The following is a 19,554-nucleotide window of genomic DNA, read 5'->3' on the forward strand; positions in this document are numbered from 1 at the left end:
GTCCCCAGCAGACCTCCGTCTTCCATGCAGCCCCACGCGCCTTCCTACTACGCCGCCACCGCCAACCAGACGCTGAGCTTTCCGCCCCTGGAGGGCGAGGTCCAGGCCGATGTCTGCGTGGTCGGCGGTGGCTTTTCCGGGCTCAACACCGCCCTGGAGCTGGCCGAGCGCGGCGCCCGGGTGGTGCTGCTGGAGGCCCGGCGGATCGGCTGGGGGGCCAGTGGGCGCAACGGTGGCCAATTGATCCGCGGCGTCGGCCATGACGTCGAGCAGTTCGAATCGGTCATCGGCGCCGAGGGGGTGCGCGAACTCAAGCGGCTGGGCTTCGAGGCGGTGGAGCTGGTCCGCCAGCGTATCGCCCGCCACGGCATCGACTGCGATCTCACCTGGGGCTTCGCCGACCTGGCCAACAAGCCGCGCCACTGGCAGCACCTGCAGGAAGAACAGGCCGCGCTCCAGGCCCTGGGCTATCCCCATCCGCTGCGACTGGTGCCCAAGGCGCAACTGGCCGAGGTGGTCGGCTCCGATCGCTACCAGGGTGCCCTGGTGGACGAGGGCTCCGGTCACCTGCATCCGCTCAACCTGGCCCTGGGCGAAGCCGACGCGGCCCGGGCGCTGGGCGTGCAGTTGCACGAAAACAGCCAGGTCACCCGCCTGGAATACGGCTCCAAGGTGCGGGTGCATACCGCCCGCGGCCGGGTCTCGGCCGACACCCTGGTGCTCTGCTGCAACGCCTACATCGACGACCTGCAACCCGATCTCGCCGCCCAGGTGCTGCCGGCTGGCAGCTATGTGATCGCCACCGAACCGCTGTCCGCCGAGCGTGCCGCGCGGCTGCTGCCGGGCAACCGGGCGGTCTGCGACCAGAACGTGGCGGTGGACTATTTCCGCCTGTCCGCCGACCGCCGCCTGCTGTTCGGCGGCGCTTGCCACTATTCCGGGCGCGACCCCAAGGACATCGCTGGCTACATGAGGCCGAAGATGCTGGAGGTCTTCCCCGAACTCGCGGACGTGCGGGTGGACTACGCCTGGGGCGGCATGATCGGCATCGGCGCCAATCGCCTGCCGCAGATTGGTCGGCTGCGCGAGCAGCCCAACGTCTTCCACGCCCAGGCCTATGCCGGCCATGGGGTCAATGCCACCCACCTGGCCGGCCATCTGCTGGCCGAGGCGATCCTGGCCCAATCGGCCGGTTTCGATCTCTTCGCCCAGGTGCCCCATGCGCGCTTTCCCGGCGGTCGCCACCTGCGTTCGCCACTGCTGGCCCTGGGCATGCTCTGGTACCGCCTCAAGGACCGCCTGTGATCCGCCTGGTCGTCCCCCTGCTGCTGGCGCTGCTGGCCGGCTGCGCCACGCCTATCCCGCGCCAAGCCTCCAAAGTCCTGCCGGTCGCCGGCACTGTCCTGGACAGCCAGGTACGCGCGGCCGGCGCCGCCCACCCGGGCCTCTCGGGCCTGCGCCTGCTGGAAACCAGCACCGATGCCTTCACCGCCCGTGCCGAGCTGATCCGCAAGGCCCAGCGCAGCCTGGACATCCAGTACTACATCGTCCACGACGGCCTGACCACGCGGCTGCTGGTCAACGAACTGCTCAAGGCGGCGGATCGCGGCGTGCGCATCCGCTTTCTCATCGATGACACCAGCAGCGACGGCAACGACTATCAGATCGCCGTGCTGGCCGCCCACCCCAACGTGCAGATCCGTGTCTTCAATCCGCTGCACCTGGGCCGCAGCACCGGTCCGACCCGGGCCCTGGGCCGCCTGGTTGATCTCAACCACCAGCATCGACGCATGCACAACAAGCTGTGGCTGGCCGACGACAGCGTGGCCATCGTCGGCGGCCGCAACCTGGGCGACGAGTACTTCGATGCCCGCCCGGAGATGAACTTCACCGATCTCGACCTGCTCGCCGCTGGCCCGGTGGCCCGGCAACTGGGCACCAGCTTCGACCAGTACTGGAACAGCCCCCTGAGCCAGCCGGCGCGGCGGCTGCGCTGGTTCGCGCCCTCGACCTCTGCCCTGGTGCGGCTGCGCGCACGGCTGCACCACTATCTCGACAGCGAGCGTACCCGCGACCTGGCGCTGTACAACCGCCTGCGCCGCTATGCCACCGCGCCCCAGCTCGACGGCTGGCTGCAGGAGCTGACCTGGGCTCACGCCCAGGCGTTCTGGGATGCACCGCGCAAGGTGCTGGCCGACGACGAGCCGGACTGGCAGCTGCTGCTGACCCGCCAGCTGCAACCGACCCTGGATGGCGCCCAGCATGAGCTGCTGCTGGTCTCCTCCTACTTCGTGCCCATGAATCAGGGGGTCGCCTACCTGGGCGGCCTGGCCGCCCGAGGGGTCGATGTCCGGGTGCTGACCAACGCCCTGGAAGCCACCGACGTGCCCGCCGTGCATGCCGGCTACGCGCCCTATCGCACGGCCCTTCTGGCCCAGGGCGTCAAACTCTTCGAGCTGCGTGCCCGCCCGGACCAGAAACGATCCGCCCTGCCCTACAGCTTCGGCGAATCCGAATCCGAATCCAGCCTGCACAGCAAGGCCATGGCCATCGACGGGCGCTGGTCTTTTATCGGCTCCTTCAACTTCGATCCGCGCTCGGTGCTGTGGAACACCGAGGTTGGGGTACTGGTGGACAGCCCGGCCCTCACCGGTCGTCTGCGGCAGCTGATGCTGCAGGGCATGGACCCCAGCGTGTCCTACGCGGTGCAACGCAGCGAAGATCAGGGACGGGTGCATCTCCAGTGGGTCAGCGAGCGCAATGGCGAGCCCCGGGTGTTGCACCACGAGCCCGGCAGCGCCTGGCGCCGCTTCAACGCCTGGGTGGTCAAGGCAGTGGGGCTGGAGCGGATGCTCTAGGCTTCGCCCTCACCCAGAGCGAGAGGGCGTTGGATCGTAGGTTGGGCTGAGACAGCTCCATCATCGAAGCCCAACAACAGGCACCGCGCCAACCCCGTTGGGCTTCGCTCACGCTCAACCCAACCTACGCGAGCCAGCGGCTGGACGCCCGTAGGTTGGGCTGAGACGGCTCCATCGTCGAAGCCCAACAACAGGCACCGTGCCAACCCCGTTGGGCTTCGCTGCCGCTCAGCCCAACCTACGCGAGCCAACGGCTGGACGCCCGTAGGTTGGGCTGAGACAGCTCCATCGTCGAAGCCCAACAACCAGCACGGTGCCTGTTGTTGGGCTTCGCTGGCGCTCAACCCAACCTACGACTCGGTCAATCCCCCTGCAAAAAATCCGGTAATTGGTCATTTTATGAGCAGTAGTCGACCAACACTTCGGCTAAGGTCGACCGCATTTACCGGCCTCGCTCCAGTACTGGCCGTCCAATGCCTTGAGGATCTCCCATGAGCGCTACCGCCCTGCGTCACGACTGGACTCTTGCCGAAGTCCGCGCCCTGTTCCAGCAGCCTTTCAACGACCTGCTGTTCCAGGCCCAGGGCGTGCACCGCCAGCACTTCGATCCCAATCGCGTGCAGGTCTCCACCCTGCTGTCGATCAAGACCGGCGCCTGTCCGGAAGACTGCAAGTACTGCCCCCAGTCCGGCCACTACAACACCGGCCTGGAAAAGGAAAAGCTGATGGAGGTGCAGAAGGTGCTGGAGGCGGCCGCCGAGGCCAAGGCCATCGGCTCCACCCGTTTCTGCATGGGCGCCGCCTGGAAGCACCCCTCCGCCAAGGACATGCCCTACGTCCTGCAGATGGTGCAGGGCGTGAAGGCCCTGGGCCTGGAAACCTGCATGACCCTCGGCCGCCTGGACCAGGAGCAGACCCGCGCCCTGGCCGACGCCGGCCTGGACTACTACAACCACAACCTGGACACCTCGCCGGAGTTCTACGGCAACATCATCACCACCCGCACCTACGGCGAGCGCCTGCAGACCCTGGCCTACGTCCGCGAAGCCGGGATGAAGATCTGCTCCGGCGGCATCCTCGGCATGGGCGAATCGGTGGATGACCGCGCCGGCCTCTTGATCCAGCTGGCCAACCTGCCCGAGCACCCCGAGTCGGTGCCGATCAACATGTTGGTCAAGGTCCAGGGCACCCCGCTGGCCGAGGAAAAGGACGTCGACCCCTTCGACTTCATCCGCACCCTGGCGGTGGCACGCATCCTCATGCCCAAGTCCCACGTGCGCCTCTCCGCCGGTCGCGAGCAGATGAACGAGCAGATGCAGTCCCTGGCCTTCCTGGCCGGCGCCAATTCCATCTTCTACGGCGAGAAACTGCTGACCACTGGCAACCCCCAGGCCGACAAGGACATGCAGCTGTTCGCCCGCCTCGGCATCCAGCCCGAAGCCCGCGAAGAACACGCCGACGAGGTACACCAGGCCGCCATCGAGCAGGCCCTGGTGGAGCAGCGCAACGGCGAGCTCTTCTACGACGCCGCCACCGCCTGACCCTCACGCCCCTCAACCCAACCCTCTCCCCCTCGGGAGAGGGTTGGGTTGAGGGGCTCTAACGACCACTGAGATACCCATCCCATGGCCTTCGATCTCGCCGCCCGCCTGGCCCAGCGTCACGCCGAGCACCTCTATCGGCGCCGCCCGCTGCTGGAGGCGCCCCAGGGTCCCGAGGTAGTGGTGGATTGCGAACCCCTGCTGGCCTTCTGCAGCAACGATTACCTGGGCCTGGCCAATCATCCCCAGGTGATCGCCGCCCTGCGCAATGGCGCCGAGCGCTGGGGCGTGGGCGGTGGCGCCTCGCATCTGGTGATCGGCCACAGCGGCCCGCACCATCAGGTCGAAGAGGCTCTAGCCGAACTCACCGGTCGGCCGCGCGCCCTGCTGTTCTCCACCGGCTACATGGCCAACCTGGCGGCAGTCACCGCCCTGGTCGGTCGTGGCGACACGGTGCTGGAGGACCGCCTCAACCACGCCTCCCTGCTCGATGCCGGCCTGCTCAGCGGCGCGCGCTTCGGCCGCTATCTGCACAACGATCCGGCCAGCCTGGCCACGCGCCTGGCCAAGGCCGCGGGTGACACCCTGGTGGTCACCGACGGCGTCTTCAGCATGGACGGCGATCTGGCCGCCCTGCCTGAGCTCTGCCAGGTCGCCCAGCGTCACGGCGCCTGGACCCTGGTGGACGACGCCCACGGCATCGGCACCCTGGGCGCCACCGGCGGCGGCATCGTCGAGCACTTCGGCCTGGACCAGAGCCAGGTCCCGGTGCTGGTCGGCACCCTGGGCAAGGCCTGCGGCACCGCCGGGGCCTTCGTCGCCGGCAGCGAGGAGCTGATCGAGACGCTGATCCAGTTCGCCCGCCCCTACATCTACACCACCAGCCAGCCGCCGGCGGTGGCCTGCGCCACCCTGGCCGCCCTGCAGCTCGTCCGCGAAGAGGGCTGGCGCCGTGAGCTTCTGCACACTTTGATCCAGAGATTCCGCAGGGGCGCGACGGCCCTCGGCCTGGACCTTATGCTCAGCGCCACGCCGATCCAGCCGATCCTGGTCGGCGACAGCGCGCGCGCCCTCGCACTCTCCGCCGCCCTGCGCCGACGCGGGATCCTGGTCACCGCCATCCGACCGCCCACCGTACCGGCCGGCAGTGCCCGCCTGCGGGTGACCCTGACGGCGGCCCATCGCGAAGCGCACGTGGACCTCTTGCTCGACGCTCTGGCCCAGGCCATGGCCGAATTACCGCCCGACGCGGATAAGTGACCGACCAATGCGCGATACCCTGATCTTGCTGCCCGGCTGGGGCCTGGGCAACGCTCCGCTGGAGCCCCTGCGTGACGAACTCGTCGAGCAGGAGCCCTTTCTCGACGTTCTGATCGAGCCACTGCCGACCCTGGCCGACACCCAGGACTGGTTCACCGACCTGGAAGCCCGCATCGCCGAGGGCGTCTGGCTGGGTGGCTGGTCGCTGGGCGGCATGCTCGCCAGCGAATTCACCCTGCGCCGCCCCGAGGGCGTGCACGGCCTCATCACCCTGGCCAGCAATCCCTGCTTCGTCGCCCGCGCCGGCTGGCAGACCGCCATGGCGCGCAGCGTCTTCACCGATTTCTTCGAGGCCTGCTCGCTGGACGCCGAGCTGACCCTCAAGCGCTTCACCCTGCTGGTGGCCCAGGGCGCGCGCGACAGCCGCACCCTCGCCCGCCAGTTGCAGGTAACCCTGCCCGAGGTCGATCCCGAGGCGGTCATCGCCGGCCTGGAGCTGCTCGCACGCCTGGACACCCGCGCCGCCCTGCAGGCCTTCAGCGGTCCCCAGCTGCACCTGTTCGGTGCCCATGACGCCCTGGTCCCGGCTACCGCCGCCCAGGCCTTGAGCGACGAGCTGCCCACCGCCCAGGTCGAGGTGCTGGAACATGCCAGCCATGGCCTGCCGCTGGAGCGCCCGGACGAGGTGGCCACCCGTATCCGTGAATTCATCTATGCAGGACGAGATGGCTGACGTATTGCCCGACAAGCGCCAGGTGGCGCTGTCCTTTTCCCGCGCCGCCGCGCAGTACGACGGCGCCGCCCTCCTGCAACGCCGGGTCGCCGATCGCCTACTCAGTCGGCTGCCCCTCCAGGCCCCGCAACGCTGGCTGGACCTGGGCAGCGGCACCGGCTATTGCAGCCGGGCCCTGGCCCGGTGCCATCCGCACGCCGAAGGCCTGGCCCTGGACCTGGCCCTCGGCATGCTCCGCCACGCCCGCGAGCAAGGTGCCGGCGCCCGCCACTACCTGACCGCCGACGCCGAGCGCCTGCCACTGCGCGCGGACTGCTGCGACCTCATCCTGTCCAGCCTGGCCCTGCAGTGGTGCCCGGACCTGCCCGCCGTGCTCGCCGAAGCGCGGCGCATCCTGCGGCCAGGCGGTGTACTGGCCTTCAGCAGCCTGGTCGAGGGCACCCTCGACGAATTGCGCCAGAGCTGGGCCCAGGTGGACGACCAGGTGCACGTCAATCGCTTCCGCCGCCAGGCGGCCTATGCCGACGCCGCCGCGGCCAGTGGCCTGCAGGTGCTGGGGCTGGACGTCGAGCCCGAGCGCCTGCACTTCCCTGACCTGCGCGCCCTGACCCAGCACCTCAAGGCCATCGGTGCCCACAACCTCAACCAGGGTCGCCCCCAGGGCCTCACCGGGCGCCAGCGGCTGGCGGCCTTTACCCGCGCCTATGAAAGCCTGCGCCAGCCCGCCGGCCTGCCGGCCACCTATCAGGTGATCCACGTTCTGCTCCGCAAGGAATGACCGCCATGCCCGCCTATTTCGTCACCGGCACCGATACCGAGATCGGCAAGACCACCATCGCCGCCGGCCTGCTGCATCGGGCCCGCCAGCAGGGCCTCGCCACCGCCGGGGTCAAGCCGGTGGCCTCCGGTTGCGAACGCACCGCCGACGGCCTGCGCAACGGTGATGCCCTGGCGCTGCTGGGCGAGACCTCGCTGCCGCTCGGCTATGCCGACATCAATCCCATCGCCCTGGAGCCGGCCATCGCGCCGCACCTGGCCGCCCGCGAGGCGGGTATCGACCTCAGCGTCGCCGCCCTGGCCGCGCCGGTGCGCCGGATCCTGGCGCTGCAGGCCGACTTCACCCTGGTGGAAGGCGCCGGTGGCTGGCGCGTGCCCCTGGCCGGCCGCGAGTCGCTCTCCGACCTCGCCCGCGAACTGGGCCTGCCGGTGATCCTGGTGGTCGGGGTGCGCCTGGGCTGCATCAACCACGCCCTGCTCAGCGCCGAGGCCATCCTCGCCGACGGCCTGCCGCTGGCCGGCTGGGTAGCCAATCTGGTAGCCCCGGCCACCCTGCGCCTGGACGACAACCTCGCCACCCTGCACGAGCGCCTGCCAGCGCCCTGCCTGGGCACGGTGCCGCACCTGGCTGCGGCCACTCCCGCCGCGGTCGCGGCGCACCTGCGCCTGCCGGGCTGATATCAGTCTTTCGGGCGATGGCCGCAGGGCCAGGCCGGCGGCAGACTGCCCTGTCTGCCGCTACCGGATTCGCCCCGTGCCCACTTCCACGTTCCTGACCTGCCTGGGCCTGCTTGGCCTGACCAGCACCGCCTGGGCGCTGGACAACCAGACCCTCGTGGATCAGCGCGGCGAGCGCCTTGGCGCCTTCCTCACCCAGGAACCCGATACCCGCCAGGGCAGCCTGGAAGTCGTCCAGACCGGTCGCGCCAGCAAGGCCTATCTCACCCAGCGCGACTCCCAGGGCGACCGCACCCGCGTCGAGCAGGGCGGTGTCGGCAACTTCACCAATGTCACCCAGGCCGCCGGCGGCGCGCGCGAGATCGTCATCGACCAGCGCGAGGCCAGCCAGAGCCATGCCTATGTCTACCAGGGCCACGGCCAGCGCGATGGGGTGGACATCCTCCAGAGCGGTCTGCAGAACGAAGCCCTGGTGCGCCAGGGTGGCGACGACCAGCGGATGCTCATCGAGCAGCAGGGCGCACGCAATCAACTGAGCCTGTTCCAGGACGGCCGCGACAGCGGTAGCCGCTCGCGACTCAGGCAGGTGGGCGACGATCATGTGCAGGATGTGCTGAGCCTGGGCGCGCGCAACGAGGTCGACCTGCTGCAGGGCGGCGACGCCAACCGGGCCGTGGTCGAGCAACGCGGTGACGACAACCAGGTCGGGGCCCGCCAGGGCGCGCGGCAGCAAGATGTCCAACTGATCCAGATCGGCAATCGCAACAGCGCGGCGGTGCAGCAGAACGGCCTTGAAAACAGCCCCCAGGTCGTCAACACGCGCCAGCTTGGCGACGACAATGCCGCCCAGGTGATCCTGACGGGCGATGGCAACCACCTCGATCTGCAACAAGTGGGCAATCGCAACAGCGCCGGCGTCCTGATCGGCGGGGACGACTCCCGTCTGACCCTGGTCTCCCAGGGCAACGACAACGAGGTCAGCGCGATCTGGATCGGCGACAACGTCGAGCTCGGCATCGAGCAGCTGGGCGATGGTCATTCCTTCCATGCAGGCCTGGGCAGCGACGCCCAGGTCAGCGCCAGCCAGCAGGGCGCTAGCCAATATGCCTCAGTCAGCCAGGCGAGCGCTGGCAACGCCGTCAACCTGAGCCAGAGCGGTCAGGACAACCGGGCGACGATTCAACAGTAGCAGGACACAAGCGGTGACACGGCATGCTGGTTCTTTGACGTCAAAGCTGCTTCAATAGCCCTTTGACATCACCGTCGAGGACGCTGTCCATGAACGTGACTTCAAGCAATACCCTCTACGCAGGGGTGCAGGCCTACCAGAACGGCAGCCGCACGGTCGAAAAGGCCGGTGTCGCCCTTGCCTCCCAGACCGCGCGCAACGAGCAGCAAGCCCTGGGCGCGACTACCAACAGCCAGGCCGATCTGGCCAGCGAACTGGTCAACCTGGATGTCGGCAAGTACCAGGCGCTGGCCGGTACCAAGGTCATGCAGGCCTCCCAGGAAACCCTGGGCCGGCTGCTCGATACTCGGGCCTGATCAGCAATTATGTGAGTGGAAGGGGCGCCCTGCGAGGCGCCCCTTCTGCGTTCTAGCCCAGGCGGAAACGGGTGGTGTTGGCCGTCAGGGTGCGACTGCCCGCCTCCAGACCCACCGCCGTGCTCTGCACCGTGCGCGCGTTGCCGAGCAGATCGGCCGCGGCCCCATCAACCTGCTGGATGTTGCCGCTGACCTGATCGGCGGTGACCGCCTGCTGTTCGGCGGCGGTGGCAATCTGCGCCAGGGTGTCGGAGACGCCCTGCACCGATTCGGCGATCGCTTCCAGCCGCTGCCCCAGCCCGGTGATGGACTGGGCGTCGCTGGCGGCCTGGCCACAGGCATCCTGCATCAGGGCCACGGCCTGGGCCACGGTGCTGCTCAGGCTGCCGACGGTGCCGGCGATCTGCGCCGTGGAGGCCTGGGTGCGTTGCGACAGCGAGCGCACTTCGTCGGCGACCACCGCGAAGCCCCGTCCCTGGTCACCCGCCCGCGCCGCCTCGATAGCGGCGTTGAGGGCCAGCAGGTTGGTCTGCTCGGCGATGCCGCGGATGACATCCACCACCTGCTGGATCTGTCCGGCCTGGGCGTCGACCTGGGCCATGGCCGCGGCTGTCTCGTCCAGGCGCTGGTTGAGCCGCTGGATGCTGGCCGTAGTCTGGCGACTGTCGCTCTGGCTGACCTCGGCGATGCCGCGCATCTGCTCGGCGCGGCCGGCAGCCTCTTCGCAACTCCGCGCCACGCCCTGGGCGGTGGCGGCCAGTTCGGTGGCCGCGGTGGCGATCTGGGTGATCTGCTGGCGCTGGACTTCCACGGCGCCCAGCGCCGCCTCCGCCTGTTGCCCAAGCTCGCCGGACGCCACGCCCACCTGGCGACTCTCCTGATCGACCGCCTGCAGACTGCTGCGCAATTGCGCCACCGCCAGGTCCAGCGCCCGCCCGATCTCCGCCAGCTCATCCCGGCCGCTCACCTGGGCCGAGCGGGTCAGATCGCCGTCGCGCAGGCCTTCGGCCAGGGCGGTGATACGCCGTGCGCTGCCACGAATGGCGGTCTGCATGCACAGCAACAGGTAGCAGGTCACCACCAGCAGCAGGCCGAAACCGGCAGCGATGGCGACGAAGTTGCGCACCGCATCGGCGCCATAGTATTGCAGTCGTTGGTCCAGGCTCTTCAGCGTCTGCTGGCGAAAGGTCTGCAGCCCCTGCAGGACCCCGTCCAGGGTGGCTTCGAACTGCTCCGGCCTGAGCGTGATCTCGCCGCCGAACACCCCCTGGTCGAGGGTCTTGAGACTGGCCTCCAGCTGGCCACTGACTTTCTGGTAGTCGTCCTTCCAGCCGGCCAGGTCGGCGGGCAGCTTGCTGCCAAGCAGGAGGGCGGCCTTGGCCAGGCTTTCGGTGGAGTCGCCAACGCGGGCACGCAGGTCGCGCAACTGCAGGCGGCTCTGCAGGCTGAACTGGCCGGAGACCACACTGGCCTGACCGACGCTGGCCAAGCGACCGAGGCGTTCGTACAGTTCAACCGACTGGGTGGTGCCGATCTGCATCAGCAGATAGGTTTCCAGCCAGGGATCGAGGATGAGGCCGCTGTCCAGGGCAATTTCCTCACGCAGCGCCTGGACGGCGGCAAGGGCCGCGGTGAATCTGTCATAACCGTCCGGCCACCAGCCCAAGCCGCGCAGATCAGTGACCTCTAGACCGGCGAGCGCCTGCTGCAAGGTCTTGAAGCGAGCCCGCACATCCGCGCTGACCCCTTCGGTCTCCAGTTGCCGTTCAAGTTGGGCGAGCCGCTCGCGACGACTACCGTTGTGACTTTCCAGGGCAGCGATGGCCGTCTGCACGGCCGGCGTCGCCTCCCGACTGGTGTCGATCGCCTTCCAGCGCGCCGTCAGGTTGCGTCGGATCGTCAGTTCTTCTTCCACGGCGTCCAGCCGCTGCAGCAGCCGCACGCCACTGCGCTCGCCGCTGACGGTGGCCAGCTTGGCCTGGAAATCAGCGCCCAGCAGCCAGAGGCTGACCGCCAAGGGCAGGATGAACAGCACCAGCAGCAGGGCGAACTTGCGGGCGAAGCCGAGCTGGCTCAGCACGCGAATTCCCGGTGACAACAAAATCCTCATGTTCGACCACTCCTGTGCCAGCCACCGCCAAGCACCGTCTACCCGTTGCGGATAGCGATAGGTCGATTTGTCGGCAAACTAACGACTTTCTTGAAAGATAGGGCACAATCGCCGCCCTCCCGTATTCCCAGACCCGGTCCTGCACTCAGGCCCGGGCGTTGCCGTTAAAGGACCGTCCGCGTGGAACGCCTCAAAGCCAAGATTCGCAGCGAAGGCCAAGTACTCTCCGAGCAGGTGCTCAAGGTCGATGCCTTCCTCAACCACCAGATCGATCCGGCGCTGATGCGCGACATCGGTCAGGAGTTCGCCCGCCGCTTCGCCGACGCCGGCATCACCAAGATCGTGACCATCGAGGCCTCGGGGATCGCCCCGGCGGTGATGACCGGGCTGGAGTTGGGTGTGCCGGTGATCTTTGCCCGCAAGCATCAGTCGCTGACCCTGACCGACAACCTGCTGGTGGCCAGCGTCTATTCCTTTACCAAGCAGACGGAGAGCACCATAGCCGTCTCGACCATGCATCTGTCGTCCGACGACCGGGTGCTTATCATCGACGACTTCCTCGCCAACGGTAAGGCGGCCAAGGCGCTGATCTCCATCATCGGTCAGGCCGGTGCCCAGGTCGCCGGGCTCGGCATCGTCATCGAGAAGTCCTTCCAGGTCGGTCGTGCCGAACTCGATGCCCAGGGCTATCGCGTCGAATCCCTGGCCCGCGTCGCCTCCCTGGCCGATGGTCAGGTCACCTTCGCCGAGTAAGCCATGGCCCAGATACTGCGCATTCTCGGGGCCGATCTCGATCGCACCGAAACCTGGATCCGTTACGACAAGGCCATGTGCCTGGACTGCGTGTCCAGCTGCTGCACCCTGCCGGTGGAAGCTCGCCTGTCCGATCTGATCCGCATGGGCGTGGTGGACGAGTTCGAGAAGGGCGAGCCGCTCAAGGACATCGCCAAGCGGCTCAAGAAGGACGGCGTGGTGGAGCGCCTCAACGCCAAGACCGGGTTGTTCACCCTGGTGCGACTGTCCAACAACGATTGCGTCTATCTGCATCCCAAGACGCGGCTGTGCACCATCTACGACCAGCGCCCGGAAACCTGCCGCAACCACCCACGGGTCGGCCCACGGCCGAACTACTGCGCCTACAAGCCGCAGAAGCTGCGCTAGACGGTGGTCCGCCGAGGCATGCCCGCCTTGTTGGGCTTCGACGAAACAGCCGTCTCAACCCAACCTACGGTGCCTCAAGGCTAGGCGCGTAGGTTGGGTTGAGCGCAGCGAATCCCAACGGGACGTATCACCGCATGCCTGCATTGTTGGGCTTCGACGAAACAGCCGTCTCAACCCAACCTACGGTGCCTCGAGGCTAGCCGCGTAGGTTGGGCTGAGCGCAGCGAAGCCCAACGGGACGTATCACCGCATGCCTGCATCGTTGGGCTTCGACGAAACAGCCGTCTCAACCCAACCTACGGGTGCCTCAAGGCTGGACGCGGAGGTTGGGCTGAGCGCAGCGAAGCCCAACAGGATTGGCCAGGGCGACGCTAGAACTCGCCACTCTCCATCGCCCTTTTCATGTCCGCCCGCTCTTCCAGGCATTCCGGACCGGCCATGTCGAAGATCCGGCAGACCCAGGGCCGCACCTCGTAGATGCTGCAATTCATCTGCTCGCGATCCAGGGCGGCGCACCAGCCGTCGTCTAGCCGTTTCATGCGGGTGCCGGTCCAGTCTTCCTCGATGTAGCGGGCGGGCACGCCTGCATCGTCGAACAGCAGGACTTCCTGGCGGCAGCACCAGGCCTGACAGCTCTCGCAGGTCACGGCAGGGGTGGAAAGATCGTGCAGGGGGATGTCGCTCATGTGCGCAGTGTACCGCCCTCGACCGCCCAGCGGTTTCCGGCCGATGGCTGGAGCAGTTACCATGCGCGTCCCTGACGGTTGTAACCAGTTGTGACCATGCCCAAGCCTTCTTCTCGCGCAGGAGCCGCCATGACGGCCGCACCCCGCTATCGCTTCTATGTCGTGGTCGTCGTGCTGGTCTTGCTGACCTGCGTGGTCGCTGGCCGCATCACCTACCTCAAGCTGATCGATGCCGCCTTCCTGGGTGACCAGGGCGATCGCCGTTCGGTGCGCCATATTCCCATTCCGGTCACCCGCGGCATGATCACCGACCGCAACGGCGCGCCCCTGGCGGTTTCCACCGAGGTGGTGACCATCTGGTGCAATCCATCGGAGATGCAGGACAGCGCCGACCAGCTGGGGCGCCTGGCCCAGGCCATCCACAAGCCCGAAGCCGAACTCCGCAACCTGATCCTCGGCCATCCGGAAAAGCACTTCCTCTACCTGGCCCGGGCGCTGTCGCCCATCGATGGCGAGAACATCATGGCCCTCGGCGTGCCCGGGGTGCGCCAGATCAAGGAATACAAGCGCTACTATCCCAGTTCCGACCTGGTGGCCCAGGTGATCGGCATGGTCAACATCGACGGCCATGGCCAGGAGGGCCTGGAACTGGGCTTCGAAGACTGGTTGGCCGGCCGCGGCGGGGTGCGCGAGGTGCTGATCAATCCGCGTGGCTCGGTGGTCAAGAACATCCGCGTGGTGCGCCAGCCGCAACCGAGCAAGGACGTGGCGCTGTCCATCGACCTGCGTCTGCAATTCATCGCCTATCGCGCGCTGCAGACCGCGGTGGAGAAGTTCGGCGCCCAGTCCGGGTCCGCCGTGCTGGTCAACCCCAAGACCGGCCAGATCCTGGCGATGACCAATTTCCCCTCCTACAACCCCAACAACCGCGCCACGCTGCAGATCCCCAACATGCGCAACCGCACCCTGACCGACGCCTTCGAGCCCGGCTCGGTGATCAAGCCGTTCAGCATGTCGGTGGCCCTGGCCTCGGGCAAGTTCAACGAGAACAGCACCGTGGACGTAGCGCCGGGCTGGATGACCATCGACGGTCACACCATCCACGACGTGGCCCGGCGCGGTGTCCTGACCATGACCGGGGTGCTGCTCAATTCCTCCAACATCGGCATGAGCAAGGTGGCGCTGCAGATCGGGCCGCTGCCCATCTACGAACAGCTCAGCCGCGTCGGCTTCGGTAATCCGATGGCCCTGGGCTTTCCCGGCGAGAACGCCGGCTACCTGCCCGGCCACACCAAGTGGTCGCAGATCGCCACGGCCAGTATGTCCTTTGGCTACAGCCTGGCGGTCAACGTCGCCGAGTTGGCCCAGGCCTATTCGGTGATTGCCAACGACGGCCTGCTCACCCCCCTGACCCTGCTCAAGGACCAGAAGCAGCAGAGCGTCCAGGCCATGGACCCGGCCATCGCCCGGCGCATCCGCGCCATGCTCAACCACGTGGTGGAAGACGAAGGCGGCGTGATCCGCGCCCGGGTGCCCGGCTATCACGTGGCCGGCAAGTCGGGTACCGCGCGCAAGGCCGGCGCCGGCAGCTACACCGAGCACGCCTATCGCTCGCTGTTCGTCGGCATGGCGCCGGCGGCCGATCCCAAGCTGGTGCTGGCGGTGATGCTGGATACCCCGACCAAGGAAGGCTACTTCGGCGGTCTGGTCTCGGCGCCGACCTTCAGCGAGATCATGTCCGGCGCCCTGCGTGCCCTGGCGGTACCGCCGGACAACCTGCCCGACACCAATACCGCACAGCAGGCGAAAGCCGAGTCTCACTCCCACGGCTGAGCGGATAACGGAAACGAAAAAGGGCGACCCTAGGGTCGCCCTTTGCGTACCGCGCTACCTGGCCAGAGCTTGTTCAAAGGCTCGCGAGCTAGAGCCAAACAAGGCCTGGGCGGCCCTGCGAAAAGACCTGAGGAAGCGGATCGGACTCGAGTGCGAGTTTACGAGTGGTAAATGAGCATTCCGACCGGGCTGGCGGCCCAGGGTCTTTTCAACGCAGTTTGGCCGACGCGCAGCAGACTTTGGACAAGCTCTCAGCGGTGCAGCACGTATTGACCGGTGAAGCGCACCCCATCCTCGCCGCTCTCGGTGACGATGCGCGATTGCAGGGTGATGCGGGCGCGGCCACGGCGGCGGAAGGTGGTCTCGAAGCGCTCCCAGGCCCGTGCCTCGGGCGGCTCGCCATAGGCCAGGGCATCGGCGGTGATGGGCCGCGGATAGCTGATCTGGCCTTCCTGGATGAGGATGTGGCCTTCCTCGATGCCGGCTTCGCGCAGGCGCAGGTACAGCCAGCCCCAACCGGCCAGCACGGCCACGCAGTAGAGGCTGCCGCCGAACATGGTGCTGGCGTGGTTGATGTTGGCATCCAGCGGGGCATGCAGCTGCAGGCGCTGCTCGCTCCAGTCGCGGACTTCCAGGCCCAGGGCCTTGGTGATGGGAATATCGTGGTGCAACAGGGATTCGAGGTGACGGCAGTCGCGGCTCATGCCGGGGTCCTTACAGACAGAATTTCACTATCAGGAGCAGACGCAAGCCATGACCCATGGGTCACGTCTTGGCCCCATTGTGCACCAAGGAAGGCCGCTCCGGGGAAATCGCCGCCGGCAGGCGGAAGCGGATACGGGCGCCGCCCAGACTGGATTCATCGATGGTCAGGCTGCTGCGGTAGCCTTCCAGGATGTCCTGCACCACGGCCAGGCCGATGCCCTGCCCAGGGTGGCGGCTGTCCATGCGCATGCCGCGACGCAGCACGCTTTCGCGGCGCTCGGCGGGAATGCCGGGGCCGTCGTCCTCGATGTCGAGGATCCAGTGCTCGGTATGACGGCGGGCGCTGACCCGCACCTGGGTCAGGCAGAGGCGATAGGCGTTTTCCAGGAGATTGCCGAACACCTCCAGCATGGCGGCTTCTTCGGCCTGCACCCGCAGATTCGGCGGTAAATCCATTTCCGCCTGCACGCGTTTCTCGGCATAGACCTTGTCCAGGGTGCTGAACAGCGACTCCACCAGCGGCGCCAGCTCCAGCGGCCGGCTGAGCACCGCGCCGCCCTGCCGGGTGGCCCGCTGCAGCTGGTACATCACCTGCTGGTTCATGCGCTCGATCTGGGTCTGCAGGGTGCCGACCTCCTGGTCGAGCTGCGGCCGACGGCGCAATTCCTCGGTCACTCCCTGCAAGACCGCCAACGGCGTCTTCAGGCTATGGGCCAGATCGCCCAGGGTGTCGCGGTAGCGCTCGCGCTGCAGGCGTTCGTGATCGAGCAGGCGGTTCAGCGAACGGATCAGGCGACTGATCTCGCTGGGTACGTTGTTTTCGTCGAGCAACTCGCGCTGGTCGGTTTCCACCGCGTCCAGCTGCTGGCTGAGGCGGCGCAGCGGTCGCAGACTCCATTGCATGACCAGAGCGAGCAGGACCAGCAGCGCACCCAGCACCCCGACCAGCCAGAGGATCACCTGGTGGACGAAGGTCGCGCGCAACCGCTCGTACTCCTCGGCCGGCTGCATGGTGACCACGCTGAAGCCGGCGACCGGCGGATTACCCAGCAGCACCTCGCGATCGAAGACGAAGAAACCCTGGCCCTGGTCGTCGGTGGCCTTGACCAGCTTGACCCCGCCGCCGTCGAAGGTCGGCCGGTAGTTGGGCCGCTCCTTGATCGCCGAGCGCGAGCGCCAGAGCAGGCGACCGTTCTGGTCGTAGACGTAGCCGAGGATGGGCGAACCGGGTCGGTCGAAGACCTCTTCGGCGATCATCTCCGGCATCGCCAGGCGCCCGTCGATGGCCCGCGCCGCGCCGATCAGGGTGTTGGCGTTGGCCTCCAGGCGCGCGGCGACGAAGTTTTCCACGGTACGGTCGAAGGCATTGCGGATCGCCGGCACGATCAACGCCAGGCAGACGATGACCAGCAGCGCCGCGCTGAGCAGCAACCGTACCCGGAACGAACGGATCACTGGCAGCGCTCGGTGAACAGGTAGCCGCGGCCCCGGACCGTTTCGATGGGTTGCATCTGGCAGTTGGCTTCCAGCTTGCGCCTCAGGCGCCCCACCAGCACCTCGATGACGTTGCTGTCGTGCTCGCCGTCATCGTCGTAGAGCTGCTCCATGAGCCGCTCCTTGGTGATCACCTGCTGATGGTTGCGCATCAGGTATTCCAGCAGCCGGTACTCGTAGGCGGTCAGCTGCAGCGGCTGGTCTTCGTTGAAGGCCTGTTGGCGCCCCAGGTCCAGCTTGAGCGAGCCGGCGCGGATACTCGGCTGGACGAAGCCCGCCGAGCGACGCAACAGCACATTGAGGCGAGCCTCCAGTTCTTCGAACTGGAAGGGCTTGACCACGTAATCGTCCGCCCCGGCACCCAGGCCCTCGACCTTGTCCTGCCAGCTGCCACGGGCGGTGAGGATGAGGATCGGCAGGGTGGCGCCCTGGTTGCGCAGCTGGCGGATCAGATCGAGACCGCTCATGCCGGGCAGGCCCAGGTCGATGATGGCGAGATCGTGATGGAATTCGCGGGCGCTGTAGAGCGCTTCTTCCGCATCGGCCACGGCATTGACGACATGACCGGCTTCACCCAGACGCACCTTGAGGTGGTGGCGCAGCAGGTTTTCGTCTTCGACGACGAGGATCTTCATGCAGACTCCTGAACAGCTAACGAGACTTTCTGTGGCTGCGACTGCATCTGTCGCGTACGTCGCGCAGCAGCGCCCTGGGTCCGATTATGGCGCCTGGAGCCGGCTGACGGCGAGAGCAGGGAGCGGATGGATGGGGACACTTACTTTATTCCAGGCAAAAAAAACCTCTCCGGTTGGAGAGGTAAGGAGCACTTCATGGGGATCGGAAACTGCCGTTGGGGGACGGCTCCGTCGTGAGACGGCTACAGGGGACCAGAGCTGACTTGGTGACCCTGCAGTGGAGTTACAAGGATGAACATCGCCAGGTCGGGTCGAAGTGTCCGGACGATCTGCCTTAGCGGGAGCTGCGCTAGGGTGAACATATCCGGGCGACCTCGGCGTTGCTGATCTGACAGTTGCAGATTAGGCCAAGGGCCCTGAACGCTGCCTGAACTCGTCCTGAACGCCAGCTGAACGATCACCAGGGCAGGTCAAGGGCGACGAACGGTAGCCCTTGCCGAATCGTTATCCCGGGTGGCTCAGGGGAGCTTGCCGAGGCAGCCGCCGAGGGTGTCGGCCACCTGTTGCAGCAGGGCCGCATAGCCCTGACTATCGACCGGAATGCGGGCCCCCAGGGGATCGAGCTCCACCAGGGTCACCGGCAGGCCGCTGCTCAGGGTGGTGGCGATCTTCGGCTGCAACGGCGGTTCGGTGAAGACACAGGTCGGACCGGCCGCCTTGAGCTCTTCACGCATGGCGGCCACATGGCGCGCGCCGGGCTGGACGTCGGCACCCAGGGCGAAGATGCCACGATGCCCCAGGCCATAGGCTTCCTCGAAATAGTCGAAGGCCTCGTGGAAAACGAAATAGGGCTTGCCGGCCAGCGGCGCCAGCTGGGCGCGCAGGGCCTGGTCCTTGGCGGCCAGTCCACGCTCGAAGGCCTTTAGGTTGGCCGCGTAGCGACTGGCATTGGCCGGATCGGCCTGGCTCAGGTCGGCCGCGAGGCGCGTGGCGATCACCCGGGCATTGGCCGGGGTCAGCCAGAGGTGCGCATCCAGGCTACCAGGGCGGTGGTCATGGTCGTGGGCGTACTCGGGCGCCGCACCGTGCTCGTGCTCGTGCTCGTGCTCGTGCTCGTGCTCGTCATGATCGTCGCCCGACTCATGGGCGTGCTCGGCGCCGAAGCGACGCAGGTGCAGGCCCGGCAAGTCCTGGATGGCCACGCTGGGGCCCTGGCGTTCCTTGAGCACCGTCGGCAGGAAGGTCTCCAGATCCGGGCCGATCCAGTAGACCAGCCCGGCCTCGCGTACCTGGCGCAGGTCCGAGGGCCGCAGGGCGTAATGGTGCGGCGAGGCGCCCGGCGGCAGCAGCACGGCGGGCTGTCCGGCGCCATCCTGGATGGCCGCGGCGATCAGTTGCAGGGGTTTGATGCTGGTCAACACCTTCACCTCGGCCTGGGCGGGCAGCAGGGTGCAGGCGAGCAGCAGGGAAGCGACGAGGGGTAGGAGGCGTGGCACGTGAAAATCCCGATTCTTAGGAGAGGTGCAATATAATAACGT

General features: G+C 67.2%; 18 protein-coding genes. 12 read left to right on the forward strand and 6 right to left on the reverse strand.

The annotated features are described in order from the left end of the window. Positions 1–24 precede the first annotated feature (24 nt). From NRG74_RS16125 to NRG74_RS16165, 9 genes are all read left to right on the forward strand, one after another. Positions 25–1,305 carry an NAD(P)/FAD-dependent oxidoreductase gene (locus NRG74_RS16125; protein ID WP_257704785.1) on the forward strand — a complete coding sequence of 427 codons (1,281 nt, stop codon included), beginning with the start codon at positions 25–27 and terminating at the stop codon, positions 1,303–1,305. After that, positions 1,302–2,858, forward strand: coding sequence for a phospholipase D family protein (locus NRG74_RS16130; RefSeq protein WP_257704786.1), 1,557 nt, complete (start codon positions 1,302–1,304; stop codon positions 2,856–2,858). Before NRG74_RS16125 ends, NRG74_RS16130 begins: the two co-directional genes overlap by 4 nt. A gap of 491 nt (positions 2,859–3,349) precedes the next feature. Then, a complete protein-coding gene (gene bioB / locus NRG74_RS16135; protein ID WP_027600655.1) occupies positions 3,350–4,399 on the forward strand; it encodes a biotin synthase BioB in 1,050 nt (349 codons plus the stop codon). An 84-nt stretch (positions 4,400–4,483) separates the two neighbouring features. Further along, positions 4,484–5,659, forward strand: a complete 1,176-nt coding sequence (gene bioF / locus NRG74_RS16140) for an 8-amino-7-oxononanoate synthase (RefSeq protein WP_257704787.1) — start codon at positions 4,484–4,486, stop codon at positions 5,657–5,659. Positions 5,660–5,666: 7 nt separating this feature from the next. Further along, positions 5,667–6,392, forward strand: coding sequence for an alpha/beta fold hydrolase (locus NRG74_RS16145; RefSeq protein ID WP_257704788.1), 726 nt, complete (start codon positions 5,667–5,669; stop codon positions 6,390–6,392). Further along, positions 6,373–7,170 (forward strand): malonyl-ACP O-methyltransferase BioC, encoded by a 798-nt coding sequence (gene bioC, locus NRG74_RS16150; protein ID WP_257706604.1) that lies wholly within the window; start codon positions 6,373–6,375, stop codon positions 7,168–7,170. Before NRG74_RS16145 ends, bioC begins: the two co-directional genes overlap by 20 nt. 5 nt (positions 7,171–7,175) lie before the next feature. Beyond that, the gene (gene bioD / locus NRG74_RS16155) at positions 7,176–7,847 is read left to right on the forward strand and encodes a dethiobiotin synthase (protein ID WP_257704789.1); all 672 of its coding nucleotides are present in this window, start codon (positions 7,176–7,178) and stop codon (positions 7,845–7,847) included. A gap of 76 nt (positions 7,848–7,923) precedes the next feature. Then, entirely contained in the window at positions 7,924–9,036 is a 1,113-nt protein-coding gene (locus tag NRG74_RS16160; protein WP_257704790.1) for a hypothetical protein, read from the forward strand. An 89-nt stretch (positions 9,037–9,125) separates the two neighbouring features. Then, positions 9,126–9,392 carry a hypothetical protein gene (locus NRG74_RS16165; protein ID WP_257704791.1) on the forward strand — a complete coding sequence of 89 codons (267 nt, stop codon included), beginning with the start codon at positions 9,126–9,128 and terminating at the stop codon, positions 9,390–9,392. Positions 9,393–9,444: 52 nt separating this feature from the next. Here the strand turns inward: NRG74_RS16165 and NRG74_RS16170 are convergent, their stop codons facing one another. Continuing rightward, positions 9,445–11,502: a methyl-accepting chemotaxis protein gene (locus tag NRG74_RS16170; protein WP_257704792.1), complete on the reverse strand. Its 2,058-nt coding sequence runs from the start codon at positions 11,500–11,502 to the stop codon at positions 9,445–9,447. A 180-nt stretch (positions 11,503–11,682) separates the two neighbouring features. Here NRG74_RS16170 and NRG74_RS16175 point away from each other — a divergent pair, with 180 nt between their 5' ends. Further along, positions 11,683–12,255, forward strand: a complete 573-nt coding sequence (locus NRG74_RS16175; protein WP_160924245.1) for a xanthine phosphoribosyltransferase — start codon at positions 11,683–11,685, stop codon at positions 12,253–12,255. A 3-nt stretch (positions 12,256–12,258) separates the two neighbouring features. Next, the gene (locus NRG74_RS16180) at positions 12,259–12,663 is read left to right on the forward strand and encodes a YkgJ family cysteine cluster protein (protein WP_160924246.1); all 405 of its coding nucleotides are present in this window, start codon (positions 12,259–12,261) and stop codon (positions 12,661–12,663) included. Between the two features lie 371 nt (positions 12,664–13,034). On the opposite strand, the gene NRG74_RS16185 is transcribed toward NRG74_RS16180, so the two are convergent. Then, positions 13,035–13,349: a YkgJ family cysteine cluster protein gene (locus tag NRG74_RS16185; protein WP_017642319.1), complete on the reverse strand. Its 315-nt coding sequence runs from the start codon at positions 13,347–13,349 to the stop codon at positions 13,035–13,037. A 129-nt stretch (positions 13,350–13,478) separates the two neighbouring features. On the opposite strand from NRG74_RS16185, the gene NRG74_RS16190 reads away from it, so the two are divergent. Beyond that, positions 13,479–15,182, forward strand: coding sequence for a peptidoglycan D,D-transpeptidase FtsI family protein (locus NRG74_RS16190; RefSeq protein ID WP_257704793.1), 1,704 nt, complete (start codon positions 13,479–13,481; stop codon positions 15,180–15,182). 251 nt (positions 15,183–15,433) lie between these two features. Here the strand turns inward: NRG74_RS16190 and NRG74_RS16195 are convergent, their stop codons facing one another. The 4 genes from NRG74_RS16195 to znuA all read right to left on the reverse strand — a co-directional run bounded on the left by NRG74_RS16195 (position 15,434) and on the right by znuA (position 19,512). After that, on the reverse strand, positions 15,434–15,886 hold the full coding sequence (locus NRG74_RS16195; protein WP_017642321.1) for a thioesterase domain-containing protein: 453 nt from the start codon (positions 15,884–15,886) through the stop codon (positions 15,434–15,436). 61 nt (positions 15,887–15,947) lie between these two features. Then, the gene (locus NRG74_RS16200) at positions 15,948–17,342 is read right to left on the reverse strand and encodes an ATP-binding protein (protein ID WP_026083992.1); all 1,395 of its coding nucleotides are present in this window, start codon (positions 17,340–17,342) and stop codon (positions 15,948–15,950) included. After that, positions 17,339–18,016, reverse strand: a complete 678-nt coding sequence (locus NRG74_RS16205; RefSeq protein WP_017642323.1) for a response regulator transcription factor — start codon at positions 18,014–18,016, stop codon at positions 17,339–17,341. Before NRG74_RS16205 ends, NRG74_RS16200 begins: the two co-directional genes overlap by 4 nt. A gap of 518 nt (positions 18,017–18,534) precedes the next feature. Continuing rightward, the gene (znuA, locus tag NRG74_RS16210) at positions 18,535–19,512 is read right to left on the reverse strand and encodes a zinc ABC transporter substrate-binding protein ZnuA (protein WP_257704794.1); all 978 of its coding nucleotides are present in this window, start codon (positions 19,510–19,512) and stop codon (positions 18,535–18,537) included. Between the last annotated feature and the right edge of the window lie 42 nt (positions 19,513–19,554).

It is taken from the genome of Pseudomonas oryzihabitans, assembly GCF_024652905.1.
In the GTDB taxonomy this organism is placed as follows: Bacteria; Pseudomonadota; Gammaproteobacteria; order Pseudomonadales; family Pseudomonadaceae; genus Chryseomonas; species Chryseomonas benzopyrenica.

Excerpts from the sequence above, each read along its gene's own strand:
- bioB (WP_027600655.1), top strand. The coding sequence starts at position 3,350 with ATGAGCGCTACCGCCCTGCGTCACGACTGGACTCTTGCCGAAGTCCGC.
- NRG74_RS16195 (WP_017642321.1), bottom strand. The coding sequence starts at position 15,886 with ATGAGCCGCGACTGCCGTCACCTCGAATCCCTGTTGCACCACGATATT.
- NRG74_RS16190 (WP_257704793.1), top strand. The coding sequence starts at position 13,479 with ATGACGGCCGCACCCCGCTATCGCTTCTATGTCGTGGTCGTCGTGCTG.
- NRG74_RS16165 (WP_257704791.1), top strand. The coding sequence starts at position 9,126 with ATGAACGTGACTTCAAGCAATACCCTCTACGCAGGGGTGCAGGCCTAC.
- NRG74_RS16185 (WP_017642319.1), bottom strand. The coding sequence starts at position 13,349 with ATGAGCGACATCCCCCTGCACGATCTTTCCACCCCTGCCGTGACCTGC.
- NRG74_RS16145 (WP_257704788.1), top strand. The coding sequence starts at position 5,667 with ATGCGCGATACCCTGATCTTGCTGCCCGGCTGGGGCCTGGGCAACGCT.
- bioC (WP_257706604.1), top strand. The coding sequence starts at position 6,373 with ATGCAGGACGAGATGGCTGACGTATTGCCCGACAAGCGCCAGGTGGCG.
- bioD (WP_257704789.1), top strand. The coding sequence starts at position 7,176 with ATGCCCGCCTATTTCGTCACCGGCACCGATACCGAGATCGGCAAGACC.
- NRG74_RS16180 (WP_160924246.1), top strand. The coding sequence starts at position 12,259 with ATGGCCCAGATACTGCGCATTCTCGGGGCCGATCTCGATCGCACCGAA.
- NRG74_RS16125 (WP_257704785.1), top strand. The coding sequence starts at position 25 with ATGCAGCCCCACGCGCCTTCCTACTACGCCGCCACCGCCAACCAGACG.
- bioF (WP_257704787.1), top strand. The coding sequence starts at position 4,484 with ATGGCCTTCGATCTCGCCGCCCGCCTGGCCCAGCGTCACGCCGAGCAC.
- NRG74_RS16205 (WP_017642323.1), bottom strand. The coding sequence starts at position 18,016 with ATGAAGATCCTCGTCGTCGAAGACGAAAACCTGCTGCGCCACCACCTC.
- NRG74_RS16170 (WP_257704792.1), bottom strand. The coding sequence starts at position 11,502 with ATGAGGATTTTGTTGTCACCGGGAATTCGCGTGCTGAGCCAGCTCGGC.